At 48.3% G+C, this 23,712-nt stretch carries 17 protein-coding genes; all 17 read left to right on the top strand.

The genetic code is table 11. From position 1 onward, the window contains the following. The first annotated feature begins 611 nt into the window (after positions 1-611). The 17 genes from ABWH99_RS14045 to ABWH99_RS13965 all read left to right on the top strand — a co-directional run bounded on the left by ABWH99_RS14045 (position 612) and on the right by ABWH99_RS13965 (position 23,710). Positions 612-1,208 carry a DUF4255 domain-containing protein gene (locus tag ABWH99_RS14045; protein WP_375582479.1) on the top strand — a complete coding sequence of 199 codons (597 nt, stop codon included), beginning with the start codon at positions 612-614 and terminating at the stop codon, positions 1,206-1,208. Between the two features lie 2 nt (positions 1,209-1,210). After that, a complete protein-coding gene (locus ABWH99_RS14040; RefSeq protein WP_375582478.1) occupies positions 1,211-2,068 on the top strand; it encodes a hypothetical protein in 858 nt (285 codons plus the stop codon). 11 nt (positions 2,069-2,079) lie between these two features. Beyond that, a complete protein-coding gene (locus tag ABWH99_RS14035) occupies positions 2,080-4,053 on the top strand; it encodes a phage tail sheath family protein (RefSeq protein WP_375582477.1) in 1,974 nt (657 codons plus the stop codon). 34 nt (positions 4,054-4,087) lie between these two features. Continuing rightward, positions 4,088-4,516: a phage tail protein gene (locus ABWH99_RS14030; protein WP_375582476.1), complete on the top strand. Its 429-nt coding sequence runs from the start codon at positions 4,088-4,090 to the stop codon at positions 4,514-4,516. 2 nt (positions 4,517-4,518) lie between these two features. After that, on the top strand, positions 4,519-4,962 hold the full coding sequence (locus ABWH99_RS14025; RefSeq protein ID WP_375582475.1) for a phage tail protein: 444 nt from the start codon (positions 4,519-4,521) through the stop codon (positions 4,960-4,962). Then, entirely contained in the window at positions 4,962-5,111 is a 150-nt protein-coding gene (locus ABWH99_RS14020) for a DUF5908 family protein (protein ID WP_375582474.1), read from the top strand. The genes ABWH99_RS14025 and ABWH99_RS14020 overlap by 1 nt, the downstream gene beginning before the upstream one ends. Positions 5,112-5,116: 5 nt before the next feature. Further along, positions 5,117-5,797 carry a LysM peptidoglycan-binding domain-containing protein gene (locus ABWH99_RS14015; protein WP_375582473.1) on the top strand — a complete coding sequence of 227 codons (681 nt, stop codon included), beginning with the start codon at positions 5,117-5,119 and terminating at the stop codon, positions 5,795-5,797. Positions 5,798-5,801: 4 nt separating this feature from the next. Further along, entirely contained in the window at positions 5,802-6,443 is a 642-nt protein-coding gene (locus tag ABWH99_RS14010) for a phage late control D family protein (protein ID WP_375582472.1), read from the top strand. Then, positions 6,385-7,548: a phage baseplate assembly protein V gene (locus ABWH99_RS14005; RefSeq protein ID WP_375582471.1), complete on the top strand. Its 1,164-nt coding sequence runs from the start codon at positions 6,385-6,387 to the stop codon at positions 7,546-7,548. Before ABWH99_RS14010 ends, ABWH99_RS14005 begins: the two co-directional genes overlap by 59 nt. 11 nt (positions 7,549-7,559) lie before the next feature. Further along, positions 7,560-7,853: a PAAR domain-containing protein gene (locus ABWH99_RS14000; protein WP_375582470.1), complete on the top strand. Its 294-nt coding sequence runs from the start codon at positions 7,560-7,562 to the stop codon at positions 7,851-7,853. A gap of 19 nt (positions 7,854-7,872) precedes the next feature. After that, positions 7,873-8,283 carry a GPW/gp25 family protein gene (locus ABWH99_RS13995; protein WP_375582469.1) on the top strand — a complete coding sequence of 137 codons (411 nt, stop codon included), beginning with the start codon at positions 7,873-7,875 and terminating at the stop codon, positions 8,281-8,283. 5 nt (positions 8,284-8,288) lie between these two features. After that, positions 8,289-11,462 (top strand): baseplate J/gp47 family protein, encoded by a 3,174-nt coding sequence (locus ABWH99_RS13990; RefSeq protein ID WP_375582468.1) that lies wholly within the window; start codon positions 8,289-8,291, stop codon positions 11,460-11,462. A 10-nt stretch (positions 11,463-11,472) separates the two neighbouring features. Next, entirely contained in the window at positions 11,473-14,154 is a 2,682-nt protein-coding gene (locus ABWH99_RS13985) for a hypothetical protein (RefSeq protein ID WP_375582467.1), read from the top strand. 11 nt (positions 14,155-14,165) lie between these two features. Then, the gene (locus ABWH99_RS13980) at positions 14,166-16,799 is read left to right on the top strand and encodes a hypothetical protein (protein ID WP_375582466.1); all 2,634 of its coding nucleotides are present in this window, start codon (positions 14,166-14,168) and stop codon (positions 16,797-16,799) included. A 255-nt stretch (positions 16,800-17,054) separates the two neighbouring features. Next, on the top strand, positions 17,055-18,584 hold the full coding sequence (locus ABWH99_RS13975; protein WP_375582465.1) for a contractile injection system tape measure protein: 1,530 nt from the start codon (positions 17,055-17,057) through the stop codon (positions 18,582-18,584). Between the two features lie 12 nt (positions 18,585-18,596). Further along, entirely contained in the window at positions 18,597-20,135 is a 1,539-nt protein-coding gene (locus ABWH99_RS13970) for a DUF4157 domain-containing protein (RefSeq protein WP_375582464.1), read from the top strand. Between the two features lie 17 nt (positions 20,136-20,152). Beyond that, a complete protein-coding gene (locus tag ABWH99_RS13965; protein ID WP_375582463.1) occupies positions 20,153-23,710 on the top strand; it encodes a DUF4157 domain-containing protein in 3,558 nt (1,185 codons plus the stop codon). Positions 23,711-23,712: the final 2 nt, after the last annotated feature.

The raw sequence follows: 23,712 nt of genomic DNA, 5'->3' as shown, positions 1-23,712 counted from the left end.
GTACGATTGCAGAACAGCTAAAGTAGCACTTCCAGGTGGCTGTTGGGGGTTGAAGCTGAGTGGGGTTTGTTCGGAAATAAATGGCGGAACTGCCTGATCTATGTCCGGACGGGTCGGTCCGGTCTTTAGCCGGGTCTATTGGGGGCCATCCCGATCCGATTGTTCTACAGAAGGGATAGCCGTTTTTTTATTATTATTCTAACATTTCCGGTGTTTTAGAAAGCAAAGGCGCTAGCCGGACCCTTTTTGCCTGTTGACTTGCTATCCTTACCTGTGGGTGCATAAAATAAATATTCTTTTTTAGTTGTTAAATACCAAAATTCCAGTTTGTCATGAAAACTGTATTTTTGAATGTTTTAATTCTCATTTTTTTAATAACATTTATTCGTAAAAAGATTAGGAATTGATTCAAATTTCTTCCAAATTTGAATGGGTAGCGAATTCTTCTGGGGCTTTCAGAAACTCCAAAATTTATCTGCTACCAAATTGTGTTTAGGTGGTTATTCTGCTGGTTTCCCAAGTATCCGGTAAGAAATGACTAAAGAAATTTCGATACCGCCTTTTTTGGCGTGCGGAGTTGTATTTCTTTTCTACGACTGAGGATAGACCCTATGATTTTTGAAATTTTTCAGATTTTAACCGAAGAGATCAATCACTACTTTCAGCAAGTAGGACTGGAGGATTCGGAATTGATCATTGACAACATCGCACTTGCCGAAGGATCCTCTGAGGCAGCGGAGGCGATGCGGGATAAGATGGTATTATCTCTGGTCAATCTTCACGAAGAAGGGACCATGAAGAATTTTCCCAATCACCAATTCAGAGAAGATCAGATCCAATACCGCAATCGGGTCATTCACCTGCATCTATTTCTGTTGTTTTCAGCAAATCGAAATATGTACAGCAAATCCCTGAAAGATTTATCGGCAGTGATTGCTTTTTTTCAGGGTAAAAAGCTTTTTACCCAGGGTAACACTGTTTTTGACCGGGAATTGGACTCCATGCAGCACGTAGGTAATTTTCGGTTTACGATGGAGCTTTATACGCCCACGTTTGAAGAGTTGAATTTTATCTGGGGCACACTTGGAGGCAAGCAGTTACCTGCAGTATTGTATCAGTTGAATTTATTGCCGTTGGAAAGGGAGATGGGGCAAGCGGAGGCGCCGCTGATTCAACACATCCGTTCCAATGTAAAAAATCAGTCTTGATCATGGGTACTGCCAGTTATACGACCTTGTTTTCCGTTCGCATTCTGCATGATTATTATTTAAATAACGGGGAGGAGTCCTTTGACAGCATGTCAGCGCAGGATCAACAGGCTGCGCTGTCGGGCTATCGCTGGCAGGATTTTTTGTCCATTCGACCCTCTTCGGAGACTGTTCGACGATGCAGTAGATTTCACCTATTGGTCAAATACCGTGCAAACAGCCTGACCGTATTGGTGCGAAAACGAGACGAAGATGTCCAGGAAAGTTTTATCGCACTGGACCCGGATTTGACCTTGGCGTTTTTTATCGAATACCGGGATCCCGATTTCGAAAATTTCACACAGATGCCCTTTCTCTCCGGGCAAAAAATGTTTTTTTCCAATTTTCAACCGGAAGCGCCCGAGGATTTGGCTGCGGAGCTTATTCCGTTGGATAACGACGCGGTCATTTTTTCTGAAAATTGGCTCGTACCCGAGGAGGATTTTCAACAGTTGAGGGAAGGGTATACGGCAGGAGGGTTGGAAGCGGGTCCGGTAGGATTGCTCTTAATTCGTATGCATGGGGAAACCGGAGCCCGAAACGTAATCAATCTGGACCGTTCCTTAAAAATAAACCCGACCGTTTTCAAAATCCATTTTTCTAACCGAAGTACCTATTGGAAGTACAAACAGGCTACAAGCGGTGAAGAGATAGAAACGAACCAACCCAAACCGCTCACGAAAAATGGTTTTGTGGAACTCGTTCCCGAAACCGATTTCGATGTGGCGCCAGAAATAAGCAGTCAATTCCGGTTCCCCAATCCGGGGATTAAGCACATTTACTCAGATGGAAACAATTATTATTCAGAAATCACTATTTAACAGGATGAATCATGGCAGCAAATTACAGAACCCCGGGTGTTTACATTGAGGAAATCTCCAAATTTCCTCCCTCGGTAGCACAGGTGGAAACCGCTATACCTGCATTTATTGGCTATACGGAAAAAGCCAGGGAAAAAGAAGCAGACACCACCGAAACCCTCTTGAACCAACCAAAGCGAATCGTTTCCTTGCTGGAATACGAAACGTTTTTCGGCGGTCCCCAACCGGAAACCGGTATACAAGTACAGGTGACCGAAGAACAAGGAGAAAAAAATGTCTTGGTACAACATCCGAATGCGGAAGACAAATCTCCGTTTTTAATGTACTACTCCCTGCAAGCCTATTTTGCAAATGGAGGAGGACCTTGCTACATCCTTTCTGTGGGCGTCTATGCAGATGCCGATCCGGTGACTCCCGTTACGATGGCGGCGTTGAACGCCGGTTTACAGGAACTGGAAAAAGAAGATGAGCCCACGCTGATACTTTTTCCGGATGCTACGGCATTGCCTGAGCCAAGTGAATTTTATTCACTTTACAACAATGCACTCGCTCAGTGCAGAAAAATGAGGGATCGGTTTACGATCATTGATACCTACACCAATACGATGGAAACCGAGATTTCCCTGGAAACGGGAGTGAGGGAATTGATTACCTCAGACTTGGAAGAGAAAAAGTACGGTGCCGTATATTTCCCCTATGTGGAAACAATATTGACGTATCAATACGACGCCGGGCAAATCGAACTTACGCATTCCATTACCGATGCTTCTCCGGTTTCTGATATATTGGAGGAACTGGACGACATTTTGGGAGAAGCAGAAGGAATAATGGCGGATTTGCCGGCGGATACCACTGCTTTTTCGGATGCCGACACCAGTATTCAGGCGGGTTCAGATCCCGACGCTGTGACGAACAAGGCTTCGGTAATCGATCCACTACAGGTAATCGTGGATGGTTTGAATGGTTTTGTAGAGTTGATGCAAGAGGTGGTGGAGGATGCCAATAACGTGGCCGCACTCGCCGCAGAAGTGGATGCCGCACTCGCTACGGTCGCCACTGATGCGGCTGCTGCCTTGAATGACGAACTGGAACCTGCTGCTACTTTGCCTACCTTATTACAGGGATTGCAGGGACATCTGGATACGCTCAATGCGACCGAAGACGGACCGACTGTAAAGTCTGCTTCAGGCGATGCCCAAGCGGCTATCGCCGGCGCCGATATGAACACCCTGCTGCAGGGGATACTGGATTTGATCGATCCACCGATTTTGGACGCGCTACTCGATATAGAAGAATTGGACATGGTTTCGGAGGGTGAGTTAGATGGTTTATCCCTCAGCGAAGTCGAGTCCATTGACAGCGCCACCTACAATACGATCAAAGCCGAAATCAACAAATTGAAGGTTGTCCTTCCGCCGTCTTCCCTGATCGCTGGCGTCTATGCACGGGTAGATTCCAACAGCGGCGTTTGGAAGGCACCTGCAAACGTATCCTTGAAGTATGTAGTGAAGCCAAGTCTCAAAATTACCAATGACATGCAGGATCGCCTCAATGTCGATACCACGGCCGGCAAATCTATCAATGCCATCCGCGCATTTACCGGTAAGGGCACGCTGGTTTGGGGAGCACGTACCCTTGCCGGCAACGATAATGAGTGGCGTTATGTGTCGGTACGTCGGTTCTTTAACATGGTCGAAGAATCGGTAAAAAAAGCGACCGAACAGTTTGTTTTTGAACCCAATGATGCCAACACCTGGGTAAAGGTTCGCGCCATGATAGAAAACTTTCTGATTCAGCAATGGAGGGCCGGAGCACTGGCCGGAGCAAAACCCGATCATGCCTTTTACGTGCGGGTGGGCCTGGGACAAACCATGACCGCTGTGGACATTTTGGAAGGACGGATGAATGTCGAAATCGGTATGGCCGTCGTACGGCCTGCGGAATTCATTATCCTGAAGTTTTCTCACAAAATGCAGGAATCCTGAAAAAGTTAAGTCATATCTTTAAACGTAACAAACCATGAGTTATCCATTATCAAAGTTTCACTTCCAGGTAGAATGGGCTGGAACGAATATCGGGTTTACAGAAGTTTCCGGACTGGATGTGGAAACAGAGGTCATCGAGTATCGGCACGGAGCTAGTCCCGAATACAGCAAGATCAAAATGCCAGGGATGCAGAAATTCAGTAACATAACCCTAAAAAGAGGGACCTTTGCTACCGACAATGAGTTTTATGCCTGGTGGAATTCGGTGCAATTGAATCAAATTGAACGGAGAGACATCACGATTTCACTCCTCAACGAGGAACACGAACCAGTGGTCGTATGGAAGGTAAAAAATGCCTGGCCAACCAAGGTTCAATCGACTGATTTAAAAGCGGACGGAAACGAAGTTGCCATCGAAAGCATGGAGTTGGTGCACGAAGGCCTGAGCATTCAAAACGAGTAAAGATGGCGATTACCTATCCTCCAGTCGGATTTCATTTTTCTGTGGGTTTTTCTGGACTCGAAGGAGAGGAGATAGATACCCAGTTTCAATCCGTATCCGGACTGACGGTTGATATGGAAACAGAAGAATTTGCCGAAGGCGGTGAAAACAGGTTCAAGCATACATTTCCGGTCCGCACCAAATATCCCAATTTGGTTTTAAAGCGTGGGATGGCGATGAATTCGGAGTTGATTCAGTGGTGCAGGGATGCCATGGAATCGTTCACGTTTTCCCCAAAAGACCTGACGGTTCGGCTGTTGAACGAATCCCATGAACCCCTTCGCACCTGGAATGTCGTCCATGCGTTCCCGGTCAAATGGGTGATAGGCGACTTTCACGCAGAGGAAAGCAAACTGGTGATCGAAACCTTGGAATTTTCATACCAATATTTTAAAGTGCTCGATTAATGCCCATAGAGATAAAAGAATTGCATATTAAAATTCACGTGGATGAGCCCGCAAAAAAGAGTTCAGGAAAAGGGAGCGCAAAGGAAGAGGTGGTAGCACTCTGTGTGGAGCAGGTCATGGAACTTCTTAAGCTTCAAAAAGAACGGTAATAGCGATGAGCGAAGGAAAGTTAGAAAAGTTAAAATTAGTAGCCTACAGCGACCCGGAGTTTAACGAAAAAGTTTCGGATGGCGAGTTTTCCACGTTGCTGAATCCGGAGAAGTACCTTTATCGGTACAAAATTGAGCAAAATGAGGACCAGGCACCGGGTACCAGTGCCGCACCTACGCGGTTTAATAAAAAGCTTCCAGAGGAACTTGACCTGGATTTTTTGTTTGACCGCACGGGATTGGTTCCTGGAAAGGAAGCAGTGGAAGATGGCGTCATCGACGATATCGAACATTTTAAGAAGGTGGTGCTCGACTACAACGGTGACGAACACAAGCCAAATTATGTAATGATATCTTGGGGTAGCCTTTTGTTTAAAGGCTGCCTTACGGAAATGACGCTGGAATTTAAGTTGTTTCGGGCCGACGGCACCCCCCTCCGGGCACTGGCCAAGGCAAAATTCAAGGGGTTTGTGGAAGACAATCTACGGGCAGCCAAAGAAAACAACCGCTCTCCTGACCTTACCCATTTCAGGACCGTTAAGGCCGGAGATACCCTTCCGTTGATGGCCCATCGAATTTACGGTGACCCGGCGTACTACCTGGAGGTGGCGAAAGCCAACAAACTGGTGAACTTTAGGAATTTAAAGCCGGGACAGGCAATTTATTTTCCACCCCTACAAAAATAACGACATGCGCAATAACGATGTAATCCAAACCGGACGCAGTGCCGACTTAGTGACCCTGGAACTACTGGTCGGGGGTGCATTGGTTCCGGATACCGTTCACATACAGTCCGTGATCGTGCATCGGGAGGTTAACCGAATACCCTATGCAAAGATTACTTTGCTGGATGGCGATGCTCCGGGCCGGGATTTTCCATTGAGCAACGAAGAAACCTTCCTGCCAGGTAATGAAATAGAAATACTGGCGGGTTACCACAGCGACAATTCACGATTGTTTAAAGGGGTGATTGTGAATCACCGCTTACGCATTCGGGATGCAAATCAGCAATTACTTATTGAGTGCAGAGACTCCGCCTATAAAATGACACAAGGCCGAAACTCGGCGTATTTTTACGAGCAATCCGACGGTGAATTGATGGAAACGCTCATCCTGAAACATGGGCTGAAAGCAGAGGCGGAATCCATAGACTACGTGCATCCCGAATTGATTCAGTATCAGTGCTCGGATTGGGATTTTCTGGTAACCCGTGCTCAGGCCAATGGGAAAGTAGTTCGGGTAGAGGACGGGACGGTCTACGTGAGCAAACCGGATGTGTTCTCAGGAAGTATTGGAGACAGCGACGTTTGGCGCCAATATATTGGAATTTGATGCAGAAATGGACGGCAGAACCCAATTCGCATCCGTGGATTCCTTTGCCTGGAATACAACGGACCAATCGATGGTGAAAATTGAGGGCACCGATCCGGCGTTGGGCTTTCCAGGGAATCTATCTGCGGAGCAATTAGCGGAGAAAATGGGAGCCGGACCACTGGAATTGAAAAATGGCGGGCGTGTTTCAGAAAGCAGCCTGCAGGAATGGGCAGACGCCAATTGGCTCATTCGGCAGTTGGCAAAAGTACGGGGAAGAGTGAAATTTCAAGGAATACCTCAGGTACTCCCGGGCAAAATTATTGGATTAAACGGCGTGGGGGACCGTTTTTCGGGCAACGCCTACGTTTCCGGTGTGCTGCACCAAATAGCCTCGGGCAACTGGACCGTCGACGTGCAGTTTGGATTGGATCCTCAATGGTTTTCGGAAAAAACACCCCTTCATGGACCTCCGGCTTCGGGGCTCTTTGCCGCTGTCAAGGGACTGCAGGTTGGGAAGGTGTCTCAGCTGCAGGACGATCCGGAGGCGGAAGAGCGAATCATGGTGACCCTCCCCGTCATCAATGACGCAGAGCAGGGGGTCTGGTGCAGACTGGCCTCATTGGAAGCGGGAGAAGAACGAGGTTTCGTATTTCGACCTGAAATAGGGGATGAGGTCATTGTGGGTTTTATTAACGAAGACCCGAACCAAGCTGTGGTATTGGGTTCGTTGCATAGCAGCAAGAACGTGAGCCCCATTCCGGGCAGTGACGATAACCACCAAAAAGGATACGTCTCTCGAACAGGGATCAAATTATCGGTAGATGAGGAATTGGGCTCCCTGACGCTCGAAACGCCCGCAGGAAAAAAATTGCAACTGGATGACGATGCCGACCAGATAGCCGTTTCGGACGAACACGGCAATACAATGGTTTTTAATTCTGAAGGCATGGTATTCGAAAGTTCGGGGAACATAACCATCAAATCAAGTAGCGACTTGATTTTAGAGGGAACCAACGTGACCATTGCCGCCCAGGCGGAATTTTCTGCCGAAGGCGCTGCAGGGTCCACCTTATCGAGTAGTGCCGTTACCACTGTCAAAGGATCATTGATACAGATAAATTAATCGATAGAATTATGGGAATGCCCGCAGCAAGAATCACTGATATGCACCTGTGCCCGATGGTAAATCCCGGTGGACCACCTCATGTAGGAGGACCTATTATGCCTCCAGGGGAACCTACGGTTTTAATCGGGGGATTACCTGCGGCAAAAGTGGGGGACATGGCGACCTGTTCGGGTCCGCCCGACTCCATAGTATCGGGGTCCGCGACCGTTTTGATTGGTGGGATGCCCGCGGCGAGAGTGGGCGATAGTACGGCACATGGAGGGTCCATTGTGGCTGGCCTGGCCACTGTTTTAATTGGTTAACAAGGTAAATTGTCAGTATATGGAAGATGAAATGGGATTTCTTGGAAAAGGTTGGAGTTTTCCCCCGGCATTTAATTCGAGCACCGGTACGGTGGACCTGTCTTCCGGTACGGCCGATATTCAGGAAAGTTTGTGGATCCTGTTGTCCACTCGATTGGGTGAACGAATCATGCAACCCAAGTATGGGTGTCAGTTGGACGAACTTCAGTTCGATACCCTGAACCGTACAACACTTACCTATGTATCGGAACTTATCCGCACAGCCATTTTGTACCACGAGGCCCGGATAGATGTAGAAAAAATTGACATTGAAACAGAGCAACTAACGGAAGGCAGATTGACAATCAACCTTAGCTATACGGTACGAGGGACCAATTCCCGGTTTAATTTGGTCTACCCCTATTACCTAAATGAAGGAAACGGAATATAGCATTCATGCAGCCAGAAAACCTGAACATATTGCGAATTTTGTGGCGGAAGGGCCGTTCCCGGGAGGAAAGAGATCAACCCGACCTCGATCCGGACAATCTGGATCTGATGGCATTGGATGTGGAAGACTGGTTGTTTTTTGCGCATAATTTTGCTCGATTTATTCCTTTTTTACTAATTTCGGATCAAGGGCAACCGGTGCAAAACTGGCAGATTTTTTTCTCAAGCCTGCTGGAGATCGAAGAAGTGCCCCAAAAAGGTAGTCGAGCCTACGAAGATTTGAAAAAAGACGTTCGGGACAAGCTTCGTGCATTTTCAGCGTCCGGAAAGCTAGCGCCCCAGCTTACCGTGCTGGTGGCTTTTCTGGAATTGCTGGAATACTCGCGCAAGCGAATGAATGGAATAGGCAAGCGGCACCTTGATTTTTACTACCGCTCAGTCCTGAACATACCTAACAAGATTGCCACTCCCGACGAGGCTTTTGTTGTGGTGGAAATCGCAAAGAATCAGCCGGTCCACCTACCAGCAGGAACGGCCTTTGACGGAGGAAAGGACGAAAGCGGCATCAACCGATACTACCGCACGCTAACTGATTTTTTTCCCAACCGAGCACAGGTAACTCAAATGAAAAATCGATTTACCGATGGGGGAGTAAAGCGCATAACGGTCAGCCAAATGGCAGGGTCGCTGGATGGTGCCGGAGCCTCCTTTCCCGCTCCCAATCAAGGCTGGTGGCCTTTTGGCCACCCGTTATCAGAAAAGGATTGGCCCGCACTGGAGTCCGCTTCGTTTGGGTTTGGACTATCGTCGTCGACACTCTGGTGCTCCGAAGCCGCCGATAGGTATTTATCTTTTGAATTCGAGTTTAAAAAAAATCTTCCCTTTACCGGAAGCCAGCAGGATGTAGCGCAGCTCTTTTCCTGCCATTTTACGGGGGAAAAAGAATGGATCTCCCTGTCTCCGACCAATCATCCGGAACAGGGGATGGTCTGCTCGGTAGGGGCTAACCGCCTGGTCCTGGTCCTGTATCTGCCAAAAAGCATGGGAGCCCTGGTAGAGGCACAGGAATCAATTCACGGATCAATCCCGGGCAAGGGGGATCCAGTGATCTGGTTTGACCTGAGGTGTACCTCCAGAAAAGCCTTTGATTGGATCAAGGGGCTCAGCGAGACGGCTCTCAAGAGCCTTCGCCTCACCACACGAAATACGGGTATCCGACAACCGGTAATAGAATCTGATCTGGGAGTTCTCAACCCTGAAAAACCCTTTCAACCCTTTGGAAGTATTCCGAAGAAAGGGAGCAGTTGGTACATTCGGTATCCGGATTGGGATAAAAAGGCTCCCAGTAAAGTGCGGGTAAAAGGAACCTGGTCCAACACACCAGAAGACTTTAAGGACTGGTATTTTGGTTACCGGGATTTGGGTAGCGATTACCTGAGTAAAGACACCTATCTTGCGCAACATTTCCGACCGGTTTCGGCCTCGACTCCTTCCGTGAAACGTTTACTTTGGCAGCAGAGCGGTTTAAAAGCTCCCCTGCTTGCCAATCAGATTGTCGTGAATACCGACCCGATGAATCTTCTGGTAAACAACGAATCATTTTTTCAAGCCTCGCTTTCGGTGGGAGACGGGCAATCCTGGACCGACTACCTATCCTCGGAGCCATTATTTGTCAGGGAATCGGGTAGATACGTGTTGGAATCCGAAATTACCGCCAAACCTGCCAAAACCAGCATCCCCGCAAATGGCGGAATGAAGTATACCTTACTACAGTCGTTTTTTCATGAGTTTTTCCCCAGACTCTATGCGTTGTCTATGGCAAGTGATCAGCCTGAAACGCCAATCCCGAACGAACCGTATACGCCTTTGCTGGAAAACCTGGAAATCAGCTTTGATACGGAACACAGCTTTTCTCTTTCCTCTCTTCAATCCGGTGACATGCGATTGTTTCAACGGGATGATTTTGGGTATTTTGAGGGCCGCACGGCTGATAATGCTGCCGGCGGTACGGAAGAAAGGTATTTGCTGACATCTCCGGGATCGGGGGGAGAGTTGTTTTTGGGAATCAAAGATCTTCAAAAAAATCAGCAACTTTCGCTCTTGTTTCAGGTGCTGGAAGGTAGTGAAAATCCCTCCCATGCCAATGCTGCACAAGAATCAGCCCTACAATGGTTGGTTTTGGCAGATAACCATTGGAAGCCTTTGACCAAAGATCAAGTAGTCTCCAACCAGACGCAGCATTTTTTGCGTTCGGGAATTTTGGTGGTGACCCTCCCGGAGGAAGCATTTGATTCCCAATCCCGCATGCCTGAAGATTTGGTATGGATTAAGGCGCGTTCGACTGCTCCATTTGACGCAAGCAGCCGAATGCTGGCCGTATACGCGCAGGCTGTAAAAGCACGTTTTGAAAACCGTGGAAATGAACTGGGACATCTCAAGCACGGGCTACCGGCTGAGAGCATAGGTAAGATGGTCGAGCGAAAAGCGGGAGTCAAGACCGTTTTGCAACCGTTTAATTCCTTCGGTGGGAGGGCCGAAGAAACCGATCAGGCATACTATACCCGGGTCAGTGAACGGTTGCGCCACAAAAACCGAGCGGTGTCCCTTTGGGATTACGAACATCTGGTATTGCAGGAGTTTCCAGAAGTTTACCGGGTAAAATGCCTCAACCACAGTTCCGCTGATTCGTTTTTGACTCCAGGGCAGGTACTGCTGGTCGTGGTGCCGGATACCGTAAATAAAAATGTTTTCGATGTTTTTCAGCCTACGCTAAGTAGCGCCAAACTGGCCGCAATCGAAAGCTTTTTGCAGACCAAAGCCCCTCCAAGAATCGTACTGCGGGTAATCAATCCCATGTATGAGGAAGTCAAAGTCAGAGTACAGGTACGGTTCAAGTCCGGTTTGGATGCGGCTCATTACCTGAACGAAATGGAAAGAGCGCTGATCGGATACTTATCTCCATGGACCTCCGGTGATCGGCAGGCGATTGATTTTGGCAGCTATATCAACCGGAGTGGCTTGATTTATTTCTTTGAGAAACTTAACTACGTAGACTTCATTCAACAGCCGATGCTGTATAAAAATGGAGTAGAAATAAAGGAGGATGTATTTCCAAAAAGTCCGATACACATTTTGGTGTCTGCGAAATCCCACGATATTTCCCTGTATGAAATGAGTTAATTTGTTCACGATGCCAGAAAATTCCACATATAGTCCCCTTTCCAAGAATATTCGCAGCAACGACGATTTGGACTATCAGTTTTTGAGGGAAAAGTGCATTTCGTTGATTCAGGAGATGAGTCGCTCCCTCTGGACCGATTACAATACGCATGACCCTGGAATAACCCTACTGGAGATTTTGTCTTATGCCATTACTGACTTGGGATACCGACTATCTCTGCCCGTGCAGGACCTTATCTATAGCGGTGATAAACGAAACTTTCTCACCGACCATTTCCACCTGGCCCCCGATGTTTTGCCTTGCAAAGCGCTGACCGAGTTGGATTACCGCATGGTTTTCATTGATTTGAAGGGGGTTCGAAATAGCTGGCTGAAGCCCTATAAAAAGACGGTATATGCAGACTGCAAAAATCACGTATTGTCTTATGAACCGGAGGTTTGGGAAGGACTGGGTCAAAAAGACCGAAAATCGTTTGAGCTGAAGGGGTTGCATCACATTTTGCTGGACCTTGAGCCAGGGGTATCGCTTGAATCAATCAAAAGACAAGTTTTCCGGCAATACCATGCCCATCGTAATCTGTGCGAGGATTTGGTAGAGGTTACGGAAGTAGGTACCCAGGAAGTTCAGGTTTGCGCGCTCATCGATTTGGCTCCCGAGGCCGATGAAGAGCAGGTGTCGGCCCTCATACAGTGGCAAATTGAGCAGTATTTCTCCCCCGATCTCCGATTTTATTCGTTTCAAGAAATGCTTGAGAAAGGATATACCACGGATCAGATTGTGGAAGGACCCTTATTGAAACACGGCTTTTTGGATCCGAGGGAGGTTGATAAAGCCAATCTGCGAACAGAGGTCCGCCAATCGGACATTATTCAGTTGATCATGAACGTGGCGGGGGTGAAAGCGGTTCGAGACATTCGCATCAATAATTGTGAGGAAGGTGCCGGCAGCGGAGCTTGGGTTTTGTCCATCGATCCGGGTAAAAAGCCAGGTCTTTGTGCGAAAAGTAAGTTTAATTTCTACAAAGGCTTGCTGCCTGTAAACGTGGATGAGCAGCGGGTACAAACGATTAAGAACGGTTTAACCCAAGATCAATACCGCAACCAGTACCGGGAGAGAAGCAAGAATTACCCGTTTCCAGAGCCTGCGTTCTATGCGTTGGATGAGTTTTTCAGCATTCGAAACGATTTTCCAGAAGTGTACGGAGTGGGATCGATAGGACTGCCCGAATCTGCTTCTGCCGAGCGTAAAACCAAAGCAAATCAGTTCAAAGCGTATTTGACCTTTTTTGATCAGATTCTGGCGAGTTATTTCAAGCACCTATCGCAGGTCAAATCCCTTTTGTCTGTATTTACAACCTCTGAGAGAACTTATTTTTCTCAGTCGGTAACAGACATCGGCGATTTTGGGGATTTTTTACCTGATTTCTACACTGACACATCCTTCCAGGAAGGACTTTTCTCCTCGTTTGATCGGGCAACCACCAGAAATCAAAAATTTAAAGACCACTTGTTGGCAAGGTTTGCAGAAAAGTTTAGTGATTACGCCTTTTTGATGAAAAAAATCTACGGGCAGGGTGTCGATCAGCAAATCCTGGAGACCAAGGCCCGTTTTTTAGGCGAATACGGAAAGTTTAGTGCAAATAGAGCTACTGCAATGAATTATTTCCGTCAGTCTCAGGAAAATCTGTGGAATACGACGAATACCTCCGGATTTGAAAAGCGGGTGGCATTATTGGCCGGTATTCGCCGATTTATGCGAAAAAACCTGGCCCGATCGTTTGTTGAGATTTATCCACTGACCAATGCTCAGGGGGATGCCGTGTACCGCTGGAGAATCCGGGACCAACATAGGAGCGTGTTACTCAGTGCGACGGAGGACTATCCCAGCCGATCGGCGGCCCATCGGGAGATTTATCTGGCCATTCAATTGGTAAAAGCGTCGCCGAGAGAGAGCTTGGTTCAGTATTTTCAGGAGCTGGACGGGATACCGGCCGAGGTTTTTTCCGTGGGTTGTTTCCGTGTAACGCGTTCGCCCTCTGGGAGGTTTTCCTTCAGTATTGTCGACCCGTCTGTGCCGGATTCCGAGTCCCCTGATTACATCATTGCCAGTCAGTACCGGTATTTTTCTTTTTCGAATTTCCCGGCCGCATTGCTGGCATTCAAGGACTTTATGGACCAAGAGTTTGACGACGAGGGCATGTTTTTGGTGGAGAATTTATTGACGCGACCGGATTTTGATTCAGAAAGTGAAGAGGAGAAAGCATTCTTGCCCTTTTGTGAGGAAGATTGCCAGCCCGGTTCTTGTCTCGACCCCTATTCGTACCGAGTGACGGTAGTGTTGCCCGGTAATACCTTTCGGTTTGCAGACAGGGATTTCCGGGATTACCTGGAGAACCTGATACGGGAGGAACTGCCCGCGCACGTGCTGGCCAAAATCTGTTGGATAGGCAAGCCTCAGACTGGAAACCCGGACCAACCGGATCAACTGGCCGAGTTTGAAGAAGCATACCGGGATTTTCTATTCGGGTTAAGCCAGGGGAGCTTTTCTGCCCACAAAGCGTTTATCCGAATCCTTTCCGAATTGCGCTCCATCTACCCGACAGGAACCCTGTACAATTGCGAAAAGGAAGACGAAAGCGAGGCCCTTCGCGATACCATTATACTAGGAAGAACGAATTTAGGAACCATTTAATACCATAGGCCATGTCAAATAAACTGAGTTCCATTATTTACAATTACCGGCGGTACAAACCGGATCAGGTGCTTACCCACACCCAGCTCAATGAATCCATTTCCTATTTTGAGGATCAGGATCGCCTTTCACGACTTTCGCTTCACGGAGCCGGAATTATCCACGGCTTTTCGCTTACCCTGGAAACGGTGGAGGGAATTCCCTCGGTTTCCGTTAGCCAGGGTGTGGGCTTGACTACCGATGGAGATTTGCTGGTACTGCATGAGCCAGTCCCGGATAGCCAACCCAGGGAAAATACCATCGCGATTTCTGAGTTGTCCTTTACCCACTTTCGTGAGTTTTTGGATGAAAATGCCTCCTATACGCCGTATTTTTATCCGGAGGGAACGCAAATGCCTCTTTGGGATTTATGCGGACCGGAAGAAGAAAATGCCCAGCCCTTGAGCGAACTACCGGGTTGGGAGGACAAGGTTTTTTTATTGTACCTGGAATGCTACCCCAAGCCTCAGGATATTTGCGGAGACATCAATTGCGACAATCAGGGTATTGAGCAAGTCAGCCAGATGCGCCTGTTAATGATGGACGAAGGGCAAACGGACTACCTGGTCAGTCAGGACTCCTTGTTTATAAGAAAACGAAGGACGGAGGAGGCACTTTCTACGCTTTCCCCACTTCAATTGCTGAAAGTGGTACATCAGAAGGAAAACGCTGTCTCCCTTACGCAGCTGGATCGTTTGTACCGGGAGGCCATTTTTGAAGGAAATACTGTCGCAGATTTTCAAGCGGGCGTCCATCTTCTGCTTACTGAATTTGGGTTTCTGCTGGAAGAGGAAATTCGGAGTACTCTTGAAAATCAATTTGATGAATTACTCCTCCAGCATTTCGGCTTGGAAGAAGAAAGCGGTTTTCAGTTTAACCAATACCGCTACCTATTGATGAGGGATTTGCTGGAAACATTCAACATGCTTTTACGGATGTTGAAGCAACTGGATGGATGGCCAAATCCAGAGCTGAATGCATTTCCGAAACACCTGTTGTTAGGGAAATTAGGCGACGATACCTATCGCCACCATTTTTATCCCTCGCCTGGAAGCAACCATGCAGCCCAGCAAAAGAAGATCAATACGCTGGTAAAAAAGATCTACCAGTTGTTGGTTTCCTTTAATCTGGAAGATAATCTGGGTTTGAGAATTGTTCCTGGTGGAGGAAGCCATCCGGACGGGCGGTTTCCAACCGTGCCTTTTTATTACCAAAACAATCCGGACCTGACGGAAAGCTGGCAATGGCCACATGTGCCGATAACCTATCACTACGAAATGGGAAGCAATCCCTTGCTGATGGACCATTCCCACGTCGACCGCTACCTGGTGGGTGGACATTTGAACGCCCATGCGGAAAATACCTTTCAGTCTATACAATCGATGGTGAAACAGTTTGGATTGGAATTTGAAGTGTATCATTTTGACCTAACGGCCAGTGCTGCAGGTTTCAGGGCATTTTTGGAAAAGCATCCCTCTTTGAAATCCCTCGGGGGCGTTCCTAAATCCGGTACCTACGTTTTACTTAGTAATGAAAATCGGGTGATCGGAGATTTGGCGCTGGATTACCGAGTGACGGATCTTCAGGGTACATCCGGGCCCGGACACATTCGCGTGGCCGCTTGTTCCTATCCCTGGATTAGTAGCTTAAAATACCTGAATAACCTTTCCCGAAGCCTTAAAGGAAGCAGGCGCAGATCGGGTTTGCAACCCGAGCATTATCGATTGGTCGTGCAGGATTACCGCATAAACGGTCACCGAATGATTTCGGGACCGGTGACGCTTCTCATCCCACTTGAGGCCATATTCAATCGCCGGATGCATGCCATTACCGAGGTATTGAACGAGCGGTTTCCGAATGGTTTGGTGTTCGACTTTGATGAATCCTTGAAACGTTTGGTGATTAGCAGAGCCTACGACGATAGGTATGAAGTAAGTTTTGCGGACACTACCCTGAGCATAAACAGCCCTCTCTATACCTATACACAGGATGGCATGGTCAAATCGGACCAGACGTTTCGGCTGCAGGCCGTTCGTTGCGAGGAAGTGCGTAAGTACCGCCCCGCGACCTATTTGCAATTACAGGAAGAATTCGCACCACAGGACAAGGACGACGATTACGGTGCATACAAGGGGAAATGGCAGGAATGGTACCGGTTGATTGAGCAATTGAAAACAGATGCGCGGTTTACGGGTACCAATAAACCTCGTATCCCGGAAAGCTTCGATGATTTACCGGCTTCCCTTCAGCGAATTATCCGCCCGCTTCAATCTGCTTTGTCCACGGCGGAAATTGACCATCAATTGTACCTGACCGGAGATTGGGTAAATGGCAGTTGGGCAAGTGTGGAAATGATCAACGAATACCGAAATACAACCAATACCAATGACTTAATATTCCGATTTCTGAATCTACGGGCAAAACTTCATGAAAAGGAGCAGGCCACAAAGGCCTCCCTATTTGTCGTGCTGGCCCGGGAATCGGATCGCACAACCGTAGAAACCTTACTAAGCAGTTGGACGGACCGGGTAGATGTTTATATCGAAGGACCGGTGATCGGTAGAAGAAGAGTGATTGATGGGATTGAAGAAAAGCTACGGTTATGAAAAGGGACCAATCGCCTAACTTCCGGATGACGATTGATCCCTCATGGGCTTCTTTCCTAGTTCTGCAATCTTTACTCGTTCATCTAGTAACTTAGCGACTCAACGTGATGTAAACAACACGAAACGAACGCATGTTCCAGACATTTCGACTTATGATTACTTCCTATTCCATACTTATTGCCAGTAAAATACTGCTTTCGTCTAATGACGTAGCGTGGTAAATATAAAAAATAAATAATCGGGATTCAACAAATAATGGGCAAAAGTCACGCACATACCGTACAAAAAGTGACCATCGACGTATTCACCAGGTCTACCGAAGCAGGCAAATACATGGAACGCACCGCTACGGACTATTTTTGGGAAGAAATACTTCCCATACTGGAATCCCACTTGGATGCTTTGGCCGCTCAGTTGGAAAACCAAACGCTTGAAATTCCCCACCTCAGCTTTGAATTTTCACTAGATCCTAAGAATCTTCCCAAAGCTGCTGATTTGGAAGCCCACTTTCGTTCGCCCATGCAGGAGCTTCGGAACGAACTGCATCCTTTGCTCTCCTCTGAAAAAATACCCGGAATGACCTCCTCTCCACCTGTTGGCATTCTCAAGGAAGGAGATAAAAACAGCGGCATAGTAGACCAAAAGGGAATACAGCTTCGGGAAGATTCGGAAAGGTTGTTTGACGCCTGGCTTTATTTTCTCCGTACAGGTTCCCTTCCCTGGTGGTGCGCAGATCGGGTAGCAGCACAGGCGTTTAGTCTGCCCTTCCTTGTATCCGATTTGCTCGTATCCACCCACCGGCGCGAGAGATTCCGAATCCTGCTGTCCGAGGTTTCTGTTCGGGAGAGATTGGTCAGGCATCATACACGGCCCGAACTCGAAGGCCTGTTGGAAACGATTTTCGGTGAAGAATTGCCGTTTAATGGAAAAACCTACGGCATGCTTTTGCAGTCGTACGGACCCTCGGAACGAAAAGGGGTGGTAGCATTATTGCTGGCCTTCTTTTTTCATCTCCGCCAGCGAGAGAGCGAAAAGACGGATATTTTGCTTGAATACATTGAAAGTAGTTCGGCTGACTTGCGGAAGCGGATGGAAGCTGCTTTTGGAAGGCAGCTTGAGAATGAATTTGGAGGGGATATCGGAAGTGAACGGAGTACCCAACAGCGTTCGACTTGGTCAGCCTTTACGAGAGATGTTGCACGACTGGGAACAAAAGTAAAAGACTCCTTGAAAAAGGAATCCGCGTCTCCTTTCAGGGAGGCTCCATTGCCAGAGGAAGTTGCGGAGGGCGAGGATCAGCATTATCTGGATCGAGCTGGATTGATTTTAGTTCATCCTTTTTTGCCTGCGTTTTTTGCCGATTGTGAGTTTTTGGATAAAAAAGGAAATCTGGTACAGCCTGAACTGGCCGCAAAGGCCGTCCATTACCTGGCTACTTTGAACGAAAGCCCTTTCAACTTTGAGTTGGTTTTTGAAAAATTTCTGTGCGGCATATCCCGGACCACCGTCCTATCCAGGCAAGTTCAATTGCCCGACGCAGTAAAAAGTAAATCGGAGAAATTACTGGAATCCGTTATTTTACATTGGAAAAAGCTAAAAAATACGGGATCGGATACCGTTCGGCAGGAATTCCTGAATCGAAAAGGTAAATTGGTGATCGAAGAATCAAGCGATCGCTTGTACGTGGAGCGAAGACCCCAAGACGTGTTGCTGGAAAGTTTACCCTGGAACCTGTCCCTGGTCAAGCTTCCCTGGAGAAGAAAACTTATCGTCGTAACATGGTAAAATGACACAAAAATGAAAAAGCAGGTATACCGAAAATCATCCGTAGGCATCGTCAATCCCGTTTTTCAGAACAGGTCAGAGAATCTTTTTTTTAGTTCATCCGCTGCAGGGGCCCAAGAGCGCATGTCAACGAAAGAGGAGGAGCAAACACCCGCGGTCCAGCTCCAGATGCAAGCCGAGGAACAGGAAGCCGAGGAATCCCTGCAAATGAGGGAGGAAGAAGAGGAATCTGTCCAAATGAAGGAGGATCTTCAGCTTGAGGAAGAAGAGGAATCCGTTCAGATGAAGGAGCGCCTGCAGCTTGAGGAAGAAGAGGAATCCGTTCAAATGAAGGAGGACCTTCAGCTTGAGGAAGAAGAGGAATCCGTTCAAATGAAAGAGGACCTTCAGCTTGAGGAGGAAGAGGAATCCGTTCAAATGAAAGAGGACCCTCAGCTTGAGGAAGAAGAGGAATCCGTTCAAATGAAGGAAGACTTTCAACTTGAGGAGGAAGAGGAGTCTGTTCAAATGAAGAAGTACCAATCGCAGGAAAATGGAGTTAAAGAGCAGCGTGCCGACCGGATAGAGCCCATCTTAACGCAAGAAAAAGGAAGAGGAAACCCAATGGATACCGCAACTCGTCAGGCAATGGAACAGGCTTTTGGAGCCGATTTTGGCCAGGTCAGAGTGCATACCGATCCCTCGGCCCAATGGATGAATAAAGTGATGCATGCCAAAGCCTTTGCCCATGGCAATGACATTTTCTTTAACGAAAACAACTATCAGCCCGGGACCAAGGATGGCAAAAAGCTGTTGGCCCATGAGCTAACACATACCCTACAGCAAAAGGGCCAAAAAGCAAAGCAGGTACAAGGCCATTGGAGTAAAAGTGAACGATACGAAGGATTCGAAAAACAACGCATTCGGGCAAAGATTCATTTGCAGTTCAAGGGAGCCGTTTGGAACAAAAGTGCCAATGCGGGCCTCGATACTGGAGGTCTGGCCTCTGCCGCAAAGACGCAGATCGAAAACAGTTTTCGCGGGAGTATGACAAAAAAGATCATGGGAATTACTGTTCACTACGAGGTCTCCACTACCGCCTCCCTTCGGGTCATTTCAACGCTGTCGGAGTTGCAGTTTGGAAACGAGCACCTTCTGGTCGTGCTGGACAAAACACATCCGAAAGTGAAGGGAACCTATGGTCGGGCACCGTTTTATGGTTCCATCGTTTATTTAAACGAAAAGCACGTGCCGAACATGATTTCCGGAGCCGACGCCAACACCATTCCCCACGAGGTAGGACACACAGCTGGATTAAAACACTTGATCGAAAAAAAGGAGGAAAAGTCGGCACTCGGCGCATTGATCAAGGATTTGCACGCCCAGGTGAATCCGGATAATGTCATGTGGAGAGGTGGAGGACACCCCAGCTATTCGGGTGCCGAGGCAGATGCAAAACTAGTAGCAACCAACGAAAACCAACTGGATACCATTGATCAAAACATTCGGAACAAGAAACTGAATCAGCTGGATATTTTTGGTCTGGTGGACTTATACAGTCTGGAAAAATAGTTGACAAACCGCAGCCCATGAAAGTCTTCCAGCGAACATCCGGTAAGCCCAATCAATCCCAGTCTGGTGAGCAAAACGGCGATTTTTTCCAGGCCAAGCTTCAGGTGGGTCAGGCGGGTGACCAGTACGAGCAGGAGGCCGATGCCATGGCCGATCAGGTGCTGCAAAAGCAGGCAGAAGAGGAGATTCAGCAGTCTCCGGATTCTGCGGTTTCTACGGAGGAGGCGGAGTTGGGCGTGCAGCGTGCAGAAAGCACTGCCGAAAACGTGTCACAGCTACCCCTGTCGGCGGACGTGACCCCCTTGTCCCGCTCGTTGAGTGAAAGCGAGCCTGCGGAAGCAGAGGAGGCCGTTCAAACGGAGGAAGAAGAGGCATTGCAGGCGGAAATGCTCGGCCCCAATAGTACATTTTCCGAGGAGGATGAAGCCGGTGTGCTTCAAAAAATGGAGGAACAGGAAACGCCAACGTACAGCGGTCTGGAGGAGAAACTTTCCCAAAGCTCCGGAGGAAAAGGCATGGATACGGGCACGCAAGAGCAAATGGAACATGGGTTCGGAGCCGATTTCAGCCAGGTCCGTATTCACACAGATTCCCAGGCAGTCCAGATGAACCGGGATATTGGAGCCAGGGCCTTTACCCATGGAAAGGATATTTATTTTAACCAAGGCACTTACAATCCTTCCAGCGCATCCGGTCAGCACCTGCTGGCACACGAGTTAACCCACACCTTGCAGCAAGGGGCGACTTCGGCCGCTCAGCCAAAAGCCATTCAAAAAGAAGGCGAAGACGAAATCGACCCGCCGGAAATGCTCCCCCAAACCGGGGTAATTGATGAAACGGCAAAAACGATAACCTTCGACGCCATTCCTATACCTGGATTTAAACTATTGGATCACAGAGGTTCGCTTTATACCAGCAAAGCTCCCCTGAAGCGAAAGAATAACTATACCCGAGGCGCCACAAACCAAAGGGATGGGGTATGGAAAGAGGAAATTGCCACCACAACCATCAAAAGTCAATTAACCACTTTGTATGAAAACCACCACCATACCCCGCCGACTGCCGCCACTACGCACGTGTTCAACGCCGCTATTTCAGGCCGGAGTGTAAAACCCAGCTACATTGGAAACATCGATACCGTTGCCAGGGAATTGACGACCCCCGTTTGGGGGAAAGACAAGGCCTTCAGGAATTTTGATGTAGACCATATCGTGGAACTTCAGTTGGCGAACTGGAATACGGCCACCTGGCCCAACACACTTCCCAACATGGAATTGTTGGATTCCTCCAAAAACAGTTTGAGCGGGTCTACGATCAAGGGGCAAATCACAGAAAAACTGACAGGTTTCCGGGAGCGTCACGGTTCGGAATACCCGGGAGGGGACGGGCATTTTAAAAACAATTATACGCTGGTCTTCACGCAGGCGGAGAGTTTGGCCGGAGGGGATAGCAGCATCAGCGAAAATGAGTTTTGGACGCAAACACAAATTGAAGATGCGGAGCATTTGGATGCAATCGAAGTTGGCAATCTGGCGGATATAGGCAACGAAGGTGAAGTACGTATTTTTCCCAATGAATCCGGCGGTTTGGGGAAACGCTTTATTTGGACAGGAGAAGGTAGTACCGTTCGAAGCGATGAACGAAATTGGTTTGGTAACCCCTTTCGGATCGTAAACAAACAGTTTCAAACGCAGGGCGAGGCGGTAGAAAATACAGCCCATCTGGGTTCGCTCTCCATAAACATCCCCTCCGACGACGAAACCTGGAGTCCTTGGCCGGAAGATAAGGTGATTTCGGTAAATCGGTATCCGGGATCAAAATATGCAGGATACCTCACCAAGCAATCAATAAAGTCAAGCCTGTACGGATTACGAATAAAGAAGGCCAGTCCTGTCGATATCATTGAATTGAACCTCCAACCCAATGGAATCGAGGCCTATGGTCATATTCTACCCAGTATTCCCATTTTTGAGGGAAACCCGATAGAGTTTTTTATTTCGAATGGAGAAATACGGGTTTCTAAAACCTTTCCGATCGAACAAATCAACGTGCCGCCGCCCTTTGAAATCACGGGTAGTTCGTTGACCATTTTCGCCAGTTCCTCGGACGGTCTTGGTTTGACGGGTCAGACCGATTTTGGAATTAATCAGGTCGGGGAAGGCCAAATTAGCGCGACCGCATCCACCTCTGGTGGGTTTGAGTTGCAAGGTACCTTTAATTTTGATTCCGATTTATTCGACCCCGCGGCAATAAACGTGGAGTACAAAGAAAATACCTGGACCATCGGTGGAGAAATAGGTATTGCTGAAGGAACGGTACGGGGTGTCAAGAATGCGACGATTACTGCCTCCTACAGCGAAAACAATTTCTCGGCTTCCGGCGAAGCCGAACTGGATATTCCGGGGATCGAGCGGGGCACGATGGACATACAGTACGGAGAGGCGGGATTTTCCATTGGCGGCAACTTTGCCCTTAGCTCCGATATTCCTGGTATTACCGGAGGAAATGTAGAGGCGAGGGTATCCAAACCAACCGGGGCGGAGGCCTACGAGGTCTTTGTCTCTGGTACCGCCCAACCGGATATCCCTGGTATCTCTACCTCGTTAACCGTTACCTACGAGAATGGAGCCCTCACCATCGAGGGTTCTGCTGCCTATAGCCGCGGTATGCTGAGCGGTAGGGTAGAAGTGGGGGCTACGAACCGTCCCATTGGAGAAGACGGTGAACCTTCAGGTGATCCCGATGAAACCATGCGCGTATATGGAGGAGGGGAGTTAACGCTGCAGCTGACTCCCTGGCTGGCTGCTACAGCCGGAGTTCGGCTTCTGCCAAATGGAGAAATTGTGGTAAACGCCCGCCTGGCTGCCGAAAGCTATGAAGTATTTCAGCGAAGGGAATTCAATAGAAACCTCTTCCGGGTACCCACGATAGAAATCCCCTTATTTGCGATTCCACTGGGCCCCAGAAGCATTGGATTGGTGGCACAAATTGGAGGGGGTCTTGATTTTTCCGCCGGTTTTGGACCGGGAGAGCTGCGGGACCTTTCGGCCGAAATCACCTATAATCCGGAACGGGAAGCGGAAACTACGGTAACCGGACACGGCGAATTTGCTATTCCTGCGGATGCCGGCCTCACCCTGAGAGGAGACCTTGGGTTGGGTGTGAGCGTAGCCATAGCCAGTCTCTCGGGTGGTATCGAACTCACGGGCACCCTTGGACTGGAAGGAGAGGCAGCTGCAGCCGTGGATGTCAACTGGAGTCCCCAAACTGGGTTGGCACTGGATGCGAATGGAAGGATCACGGTAAACCCTAAATTTATTTTTGAAATCAATGCTTTTGCGCGCGCCAGTTTGGGAGTCGGGTTTCTTTCGGTTTCGGAAACCTGGAGGCATAACCTGGCGGCTTATGAATGGGGTCCGGCCATTCAGTTTGGAATCGTTTTTCCGGTTCATTACCGGGAGGGCGAAGCATTCGATATGTCGTTCGACGATATCGAAGTGATCTACCCGGACTTGGACGTGGTTCAGATGGCCAAAGGGCTGGCGTCCGATATAAAGAACGATTTATTTGCTTAAAT

This window comes from Cyclobacterium xiamenense (genome assembly GCF_042140265.1).
Lineage (GTDB): Bacteria > Bacteroidota > Bacteroidia > Cytophagales > Cyclobacteriaceae > Cyclobacterium > Cyclobacterium xiamenense_A.
Note: the sequence above shows the minus strand (reverse complement) of the source record. Positions and strands in the feature narration are given on the sequence as shown.

What these genes read in the sequence shown, in the direction of transcription:
- ABWH99_RS14045 (WP_375582479.1), top strand. Translation starts at nt 612, where the DNA reads ATGATTTTTGAAATTTTTCAGATTTTAACCGAAGAGATCAATCACTAC.
- ABWH99_RS13995 (WP_375582469.1), top strand. Translation starts at nt 7,873, where the DNA reads ATGGAAGATGAAATGGGATTTCTTGGAAAAGGTTGGAGTTTTCCCCCG.
- ABWH99_RS14035 (WP_375582477.1), top strand. Translation starts at nt 2,080, where the DNA reads ATGGCAGCAAATTACAGAACCCCGGGTGTTTACATTGAGGAAATCTCC.
- ABWH99_RS13975 (WP_375582465.1), top strand. Translation starts at nt 17,055, where the DNA reads ATGGGCAAAAGTCACGCACATACCGTACAAAAAGTGACCATCGACGTA.
- ABWH99_RS14015 (WP_375582473.1), top strand. Translation starts at nt 5,117, where the DNA reads ATGAGCGAAGGAAAGTTAGAAAAGTTAAAATTAGTAGCCTACAGCGAC.
- ABWH99_RS14020 (WP_375582474.1), top strand. Translation starts at nt 4,962, where the DNA reads ATGCCCATAGAGATAAAAGAATTGCATATTAAAATTCACGTGGATGAG.
- ABWH99_RS14040 (WP_375582478.1), top strand. Translation starts at nt 1,211, where the DNA reads ATGGGTACTGCCAGTTATACGACCTTGTTTTCCGTTCGCATTCTGCAT.
- ABWH99_RS14005 (WP_375582471.1), top strand. Translation starts at nt 6,385, where the DNA reads ATGTGTTCTCAGGAAGTATTGGAGACAGCGACGTTTGGCGCCAATATA.
- ABWH99_RS13965 (WP_375582463.1), top strand. Translation starts at nt 20,153, where the DNA reads ATGAAAGTCTTCCAGCGAACATCCGGTAAGCCCAATCAATCCCAGTCT.
- ABWH99_RS13970 (WP_375582464.1), top strand. Translation starts at nt 18,597, where the DNA reads ATGAAAAAGCAGGTATACCGAAAATCATCCGTAGGCATCGTCAATCCC.
- ABWH99_RS13985 (WP_375582467.1), top strand. Translation starts at nt 11,473, where the DNA reads ATGCCAGAAAATTCCACATATAGTCCCCTTTCCAAGAATATTCGCAGC.
- ABWH99_RS13990 (WP_375582468.1), top strand. Translation starts at nt 8,289, where the DNA reads ATGCAGCCAGAAAACCTGAACATATTGCGAATTTTGTGGCGGAAGGGC.
- ABWH99_RS14030 (WP_375582476.1), top strand. Translation starts at nt 4,088, where the DNA reads ATGAGTTATCCATTATCAAAGTTTCACTTCCAGGTAGAATGGGCTGGA.
- ABWH99_RS14025 (WP_375582475.1), top strand. Translation starts at nt 4,519, where the DNA reads ATGGCGATTACCTATCCTCCAGTCGGATTTCATTTTTCTGTGGGTTTT.
- ABWH99_RS13980 (WP_375582466.1), top strand. Translation starts at nt 14,166, where the DNA reads ATGTCAAATAAACTGAGTTCCATTATTTACAATTACCGGCGGTACAAA.
- ABWH99_RS14000 (WP_375582470.1), top strand. Translation starts at nt 7,560, where the DNA reads ATGGGAATGCCCGCAGCAAGAATCACTGATATGCACCTGTGCCCGATG.
- ABWH99_RS14010 (WP_375582472.1), top strand. Translation starts at nt 5,802, where the DNA reads ATGCGCAATAACGATGTAATCCAAACCGGACGCAGTGCCGACTTAGTG.